The following is a 6,228-nucleotide window of genomic DNA, read 5'->3' as shown; positions in this document are numbered from 1 at the left end:
GGCTTCATTGAAGCCGCCCCGGCCCGGCTGGCCGAACAGCACAAGCATGCGGCGGGCGCTCACAGGCTGGCTCCCGTGGACCGTACCACCGGCCCCCAGGCCTCGGCCTGGCTGCGGACGAAGTCGGTGAACTCGGCGGGGGATTTGCGCGCCAGGACAAAGCCCTGTCCTTCCAGTTTGGCGCGGATGCCGGGCGCGGCCAGCACCTGCGCGATGCCGTCGTTCAAGCGCTGCGAAACCGCGCCGGGCAGGCCGGCGGGACCGGACAGGCCGACGAAATTCTCTGCGATCAGGCCGGGATAGCCCAACTCTCCCACCGCCGGAATGTCGGGTGCCTGCGGCACCGGCCTGCCGGTGGTGACCGCCAGCAGGCGTAGTTGGCCGGACCGCAGGAACGGCAGGTTCTGCGGCAAGGCATCCACCGCGACGCGGATCTGGCCGCCCAGCAAATCGTTGCGCATGGCGCCCGATCCCTTGTAGGGGATGTGTTGCAGGCGCGCGCCTGTCTGCCGGGAATACAGTTCGCCCACGATCTGGCCCACGGACGCCAGTCCGCCGCTGCCGTATTGCACGGGCTGGTCCTGCGCACGGATCCAGGCAGTCAGCTCCGCGAAGCTGGACACCGGTACGGAAGGTTGCACGACGAACACCGTGGGCACCGCGCCCAGGTACGCGATGTGGTCGAAGCTGGCGAGCGCATCGTATCCGCCTTGAGGCATCAGCGCGGGCGAGATCGACAGCGGCGCCGAGTTCGACATCAGCAGGGTGTAGCCGTCGTTGGGCGCCTGCGCCACCAGCTTGGCGCCGATGGTCGAGCCCGCGCCGGGCCTGTTTTCAATGACGATGGGCTGGCCCAGTTTTTCGGCCAGCACAGGCGCGATGAGACGCGCGGCGATGTCGCTGGCGCCGCCGGGCGGGAAGGTGACGATGAGTCGGATCGGACGCTCGGGCCAGGCGGATGCGCGTACTGGACGCGGCCGCGCCAGCGGCAGCGCCAGTGCGCCGGCAAGCATGAAGGTTCGACGGGAAATCGGCATGGCGTGGTTTCTACATGACTGCCGCGAGAGCGGCAAAGGGGCGTACTGTAGAAAGCCGGGCCGGGCCTGACAAAGAATTTGTGGCCGTTTGCTTATGCCCGCCGCATGGCGCGGCGGGCTTGCTTCAAGCGCGCGAGGCGCGCGGATCAACTGCCTTTCTGCGCCTGCGTCATGTAGTCCACGGTCAGGTTCGACAGCGCGCGCACGCCGTTGATGAGGCCGGACTCATCGACGTAGAAGCGCGGCGAATGATTGGGCGCGGCCTTCTCGACGTCGGTGCCCTTGGGCGTCACGCCCAGGTAGAAGAACATGCCCGGCACCTTCTCCTGGTAGAACGAGAAGTCCTCCGATGCGGTGGACTTGGGCTGCAGGCCGTAGTTGCCTTCGCCCGCCACGCGCCGCAGCGTGGGACCCATCTGCTCGGTCAGCGCGGGATTGTTGACGGTGGCGTTGTACAGCTCCACCACGCGCACGTCCGCCTTGGCGCCTGCGCTCTGCGCGATCATGTCGGCAGTGCGCGCGATGCGCTGGTGGATGTCCTTCTTCATGCCTTCGTCATAGGTGCGGATGGTGCCCGTCATGGCGACGTTGTCCGGCACGATGTTCATGCGGTTGCCGCCATGGATCGCGCCCACGGTGATGACGGCCGGCTCCAGCATGCTGTTGATCTGGCGGCTGGGGATGGTCTGCAGGCCCAGGATAATCTGCGAGCTGACCACGATCGGGTCGATGCCAGACCAGGGGCGCGCGCCATGGGTCTGCTTGCCGGTGACGTCGATCCAGAACTGGTCGGCGGCGGCCATCGCGGGGCCGCTGCGCCACGACAGTTTGCCCACCGGATACGAGCTGGACACATGCAGACCGAAGATGGCGTCCACCTTGGGATTTTCCAGCACGCCTTCCTGCACCATCATCTTCGCGCCCCAGATCTTCTTGCCATCCGGCTCGAAGTCGGCGGGGCTTTCCTCGGCGGGCTGGAAGATGAACTTCACGCTGCCGGGGAGCTGGTCCTTCATGCCGGCCAGCACTTCGGCCGTGGCCATCAGGATGGCGGTGTGGGTGTCATGGCCGCAGGCATGCATCACATCCACTTCCTTGCCCAGATAAGTACCTTTGGCCTTGGACGCGAAGGGCAGGTCTACCTGTTCCTTGACGGGCAGCGCGTCCATGTCGGCGCGCAGCGCCACCACCGGGCCGGGCTTGCCGCCCTTGAGCACGGCGACCACGCCGGTGCCGGCCACGCCGGTCTTCACGTCCATGCCCAAGGCGCGCAAGTGGTCCGCGACCAGCTTGGCCGTGCGGTTCTCCTGGTTGCCCAGTTCGGGGTGTTCGTGGATGTCGCGGCGCCAGGCGATGAGCTTGTCCTCGATGGCCTTGGCGCGCTGATCGATCTGCGCGGCGAGCGCGGGATTGGGCGCCGGAACCAGCGGTCCTTGGGTGCCGGGCGCGCTTTGCGCGGCGGCCGGGCCAGACATCAGCAAGTGTGCGGCGAGCGCCAGCGGGGCCAGGCGGAACAGGGGTTTGCGGTAAGGCATGTTTTGCTCTCCTCGTGGTTGTTAACCTGTTATTGGACGAGGATCTTACCGAAGCGCAAGATAGCGGGCGCGTTTGTTACCAACGCTTAAAAACAGGCTGTTTTGATTCCGGCGGATGGAATTCCGTGCGCCGGAATCCAGGCTTCATGCGGTGCGCAGAACGTTCTTCGCGCCGCGTGCGAGGAACAGCAGCAACAGTGCAGCCAGCAGCGCTGCGGCGCCCGCGAAGAGCATGGCGGCATGGAAGCCGCCGGCCAGCGCGGCGGCGGCCAATTCGGCCGCGTTGCCGGGCTGGCCGGGCAGCTCATGCAGGGTGATGGCGGCACGCGCCAAGGCCTGCGCGTCGGCCGAGCCCAGCCGCGACAGCGAGGCCGTCAGCGCCTCGATCGCGCGTCCGCTCATCAGCGCGCCCAACAGCGCGATGCCTATCGTCATGCCGGTCTGGCGCAGCGCGTTCATGGTGGCCGAGGCCATGCCGGAGCGTTCGCGCGGCACCGTGGCCATCACGGCCATGCTGGTCGAGGGAACCGCCAGGCCCGTGCCCAGGCCCAGCAGCACCAGCAGGGCGCCGGACACGGCATACGGCGTATGGGCTTCGAAGCGGGTCATGCCCAGCATGGCCAGGCCGATGAACGCAAAGCCGGCGATCATCAGGCGGGGCAGGCCGAAGCGCAGGTTGAGCCGGCCGAATACCAGCGACACCAGCCCGGCCGCGGCGAATTGCGGCGCCAGTTGCCAGCCGGTGGCCAGCGGCGACAGCCCCCGCACGTGTTGCAGGTAGAGCGAGAAGAAGAACAGGCTGCTGTAGGCGGAAAAGCCCAGCACGAAGGACGCGAAGTTGGTGATGGCGAAGCCGGCGTCGCGGAACAGCCCCAGCGGCAGGATGGGCCGCGTGGCGCGATGCTCGACCCACAGGAAGGCGAGCAGGCCGGCGGCCGCGATGGCGAGCGCAACCGTGGCTTGCGGCGCGGCCCAGCCATATTCGCCGGCAGCGATCAGGCCATAGGTCAGCGCGCCCAGCCACAGCACGCTGAGGGCCTGGCCCGCGGGGTCGAAGGCGGCATGTTCGGGATGGGCGCTTTCCGTGATGCTCCAGGCGCCCAGCGCGATGGCCAGCGCGCCCACCGGCAGGTTGATGAGAAAGATGCTCTGCCAATTGAAGTGGGCCACCAGCACGCCGCCCAGCATGGGGCCCACGATGAGCGAAATCGCATTGCAGGAAGCCCACACGCCGATGGCCTGGGCGCGTTCCTTGGGATCGGGAAAGGCCTGGGTCAGCAGCGACAGCGCGCCCGGCACCAGCAGGGCGCCGGCCACCCCCTGCACGGCGCGGCCGATCAGCAGCGCCGTCAGGTTATCCGCCAGGCCGCACAGGGCGGAACCCGCGGTGAACAGCAGCACGCCCGCCAGCCAGGAACGCTTGCGGCCGTAGCGGTCGCCCAAGGGCCCCGCGGACAGCATGAAGGCCGACAGGAACAGGGCGTAGGCGTCCACCACCCATTGCAGCCCGGCCATGTCGATGCGCAGGGCCGTCTGCATGGTGGGCAGCGCCACGTTGACGATGCTGATGTCCAGGATGGTGATGAAGCTGCCCAGGTTGACGGCAAGGACCAGGGCGCGGCGGCGTGCGGGGTGCATGGCGGGACGCAGAGTAGGGAAAGAGGTATTCTATTCATCGACCGACCGTCGGTCAATGGAAAGAAGAACGATTCTCAAACTTTGATCCTGGCCCTGCGCCTCCTCTACACTGGCGCCTTGTTACTGAACCGACCCTGAACGATATGCCTGCTCCCGCCGACCCGTCTGCCTTGCCAGGCCCGGACGCCGCTCCCAAGCCCCGCACCAAACCGGCCGCGGTGCGGCTGGACGAGTTGATGGCGGCGGCGGAAGCGCTCTTCATCCAGAAGGGTGTCGAGGCCGCCACCGTCAACGAGATCGTGGAGCGTGCCGGCGTGGCCAAGGGCACGTTCTATCACTACTTCACATCGAAGAACGACATGCTGGCGGCATTGCGGGCCAAGTTCTCGCAGGGCTTCCTGGACCACATCGACCGCCAGGTGCAAGCCTGTGCGCCGGACGACGGGGTAGCGCGGCTGCGCGCCTGGACCCGGGCGGGGGTCGAGGCCTACTTCGACGGCTATGAACTGCATGATGTGGTGTTCCACGACGCCCAGCATCCCGACCGCGGCGTGGCCGAGAAAAGCGCCGTGCTGGATCAGCTGGAAGCGATTCTGGAGGCGGGCGCGCGCGCCGGCTGCTGGCAGCTGGACGACGCGGCACTGACCGCCATCGTGCTCTATCACGGCATGCATGGCGCCGTGGACGCCTCCATCGCGCAGGGCCGGCGCGACGCGCAGGCCTTGTCCGGCCCTTTGTCGGCAATGTTCCTGCGCATGCTGGGCGCGGGCTGAGGCCCGCGCCGCCGCGATCGCCGCTATTGCAGCTTGATGCCCAGTTCCTTGATCAGCGGCCCCATGTCGGCGCGGTCGGCCTCGATGGTCGCGGCCAGTTCCTGCGGCGTGCTGCCGATGGGGATCATGCCCAGGGTTTCCATCTGCGCCCGCATCGCGGGTTCCTTCAGGATGTCCGCGACCGATTTCTGGATCAACGCCACGCGGTCGTCGGCAATGCCGGCGGGCGCCATCAGTCCGATCCACGGCTGCGGCGCGTAGCCCTTCAATCCCGATTCCTCCAGCGTGGGCGTGTCCGGCAGGCCGCCGAAGCGTTCCGGGCTGGTGATCGCCAGGGCGCGCAGCCGGCCGCTGTCGATCAGGCCTTTGGAACTCGAAGGCGCGTCCAGGCCCACGTCGAGCTGGCCGCCGATCAGATCGTTCTGCGTCTTGCCCGATGAGGACGAGGGCACGTACAAGGCCTTGATGCCGGCGCGTCGCGCCGTCTGTTCCCAGACCAGGTGGAAGGCCGTGCCGATGGAGAACGAACCGACGCTCAGATTGCGGGTCTTGCTTTCGCGCACGAAGTCTTCCCAGGTCTTGAGCGGGCTGTCCTTGGGCACGATGAAAATGAAGGGCGTGCGCGCGACCAGCGAGATCGGTTTGAGGTCCTTCTGCGTATCGAACGGCAGGCTGTCCACGGCGAAGGGCACGATGGTGACGGACGAGGCCACCACCATGCCCAGCGTGTAGCCGTCGGGCGCGGACTTGACCAGGGCGCCGGTGCTGATGATGCCGGAGGCGCCGGGCTTGTTCTCCACCACCACCGGTTGGCCCCAGGCGGCGCCGAGCTTGCTGGCCAGCACGCGCAGCATGACGTCGACGGGGCCGCCTGGCGGGTTGGAGACGATGATTTTCACGGGCTTATCGGGATAGGCGGCGGTGGCCGCCAATGGCGCCAGCAGCGCCAGCGCGAGCGCGGTTTGCTTGAACATGGAATTCCCCTTGTTTTGATGTGTTTGAGGCGTGGGCCGAGTGCGCCCGCGCCGGTGCGCATGCGGTCCGTGTTCAGGCCAGGATCTGCATATGCGGGGCCGCCGGCCAACCGGGGCCGTCGCCGCGGATGAACGCGATCCATGCCTGCTGCGTGGCCTGCGCCAGTTGCCGCGCCTGCGCAGGCGGCAGCCCGGCAAGCATGGGCGCGCCGGCGTACGCCGGCAGCGTGTCGAAGACGAAGGGCAGCTCGATGCAATGGCAGGCGCCGAA

At 67.6% G+C, this 6,228-nt stretch carries 5 protein-coding genes and 1 pseudogene; 1 reads left to right on the top strand and 5 read right to left on the bottom strand.

What is annotated here, in order from left to right:
- Positions 1–59: 59 nt before the first annotated feature.
- The 3 genes from VIR09_RS07175 to VIR09_RS07165 all read right to left on the bottom strand — a co-directional run bounded on the left by VIR09_RS07175 (position 60) and on the right by VIR09_RS07165 (position 4,210).
- Positions 60–1,037, bottom strand: coding sequence for a tripartite tricarboxylate transporter substrate binding protein (locus VIR09_RS07175; protein WP_332012251.1), 978 nt, complete (start codon positions 1,035–1,037; stop codon positions 60–62).
- Between the two features lie 146 nt (positions 1,038–1,183).
- Complete coding sequence (locus VIR09_RS07170; protein ID WP_332012250.1) at positions 1,184–2,572, bottom strand: amidohydrolase; 1,389 nt, start codon at positions 2,570–2,572, stop codon at positions 1,184–1,186.
- A 144-nt stretch (positions 2,573–2,716) separates the two neighbouring features.
- Positions 2,717–4,210, bottom strand: a complete 1,494-nt coding sequence (locus tag VIR09_RS07165) for an MFS transporter (RefSeq protein ID WP_332012249.1) — start codon at positions 4,208–4,210, stop codon at positions 2,717–2,719.
- Positions 4,211–4,353: 143 nt separating this feature from the next.
- Between VIR09_RS07165 and VIR09_RS07160 the strand changes: the two genes are divergently transcribed.
- Positions 4,354–4,983 (top strand): TetR/AcrR family transcriptional regulator, encoded by a 630-nt coding sequence (locus tag VIR09_RS07160; protein ID WP_332012248.1) that lies wholly within the window; start codon positions 4,354–4,356, stop codon positions 4,981–4,983.
- A gap of 23 nt (positions 4,984–5,006) precedes the next feature.
- Here VIR09_RS07160 and VIR09_RS07155 read toward each other — a convergent pair whose 3' ends face one another.
- Together VIR09_RS07155 and VIR09_RS07150 are read right to left on the bottom strand one after the other, a co-directional pair.
- Positions 5,007–5,957, bottom strand: a complete 951-nt coding sequence (locus VIR09_RS07155; RefSeq protein WP_332012247.1) for a tripartite tricarboxylate transporter substrate binding protein — start codon at positions 5,955–5,957, stop codon at positions 5,007–5,009.
- Positions 5,958–6,030: 73 nt separating this feature from the next.
- Positions 6,031–6,228 (bottom strand): annotated as a pseudogene (locus tag VIR09_RS07150) (carboxylesterase/lipase family protein); the annotation flags it as partial.

This window comes from Achromobacter sp. (genome assembly GCF_036567245.1).
Taxonomy (GTDB): domain Bacteria; phylum Pseudomonadota; class Gammaproteobacteria; order Burkholderiales; family Burkholderiaceae_B; genus Achromobacter.
Note: the sequence above shows the minus strand (reverse complement) of the source record. Positions and strands in the feature narration are given on the sequence as shown.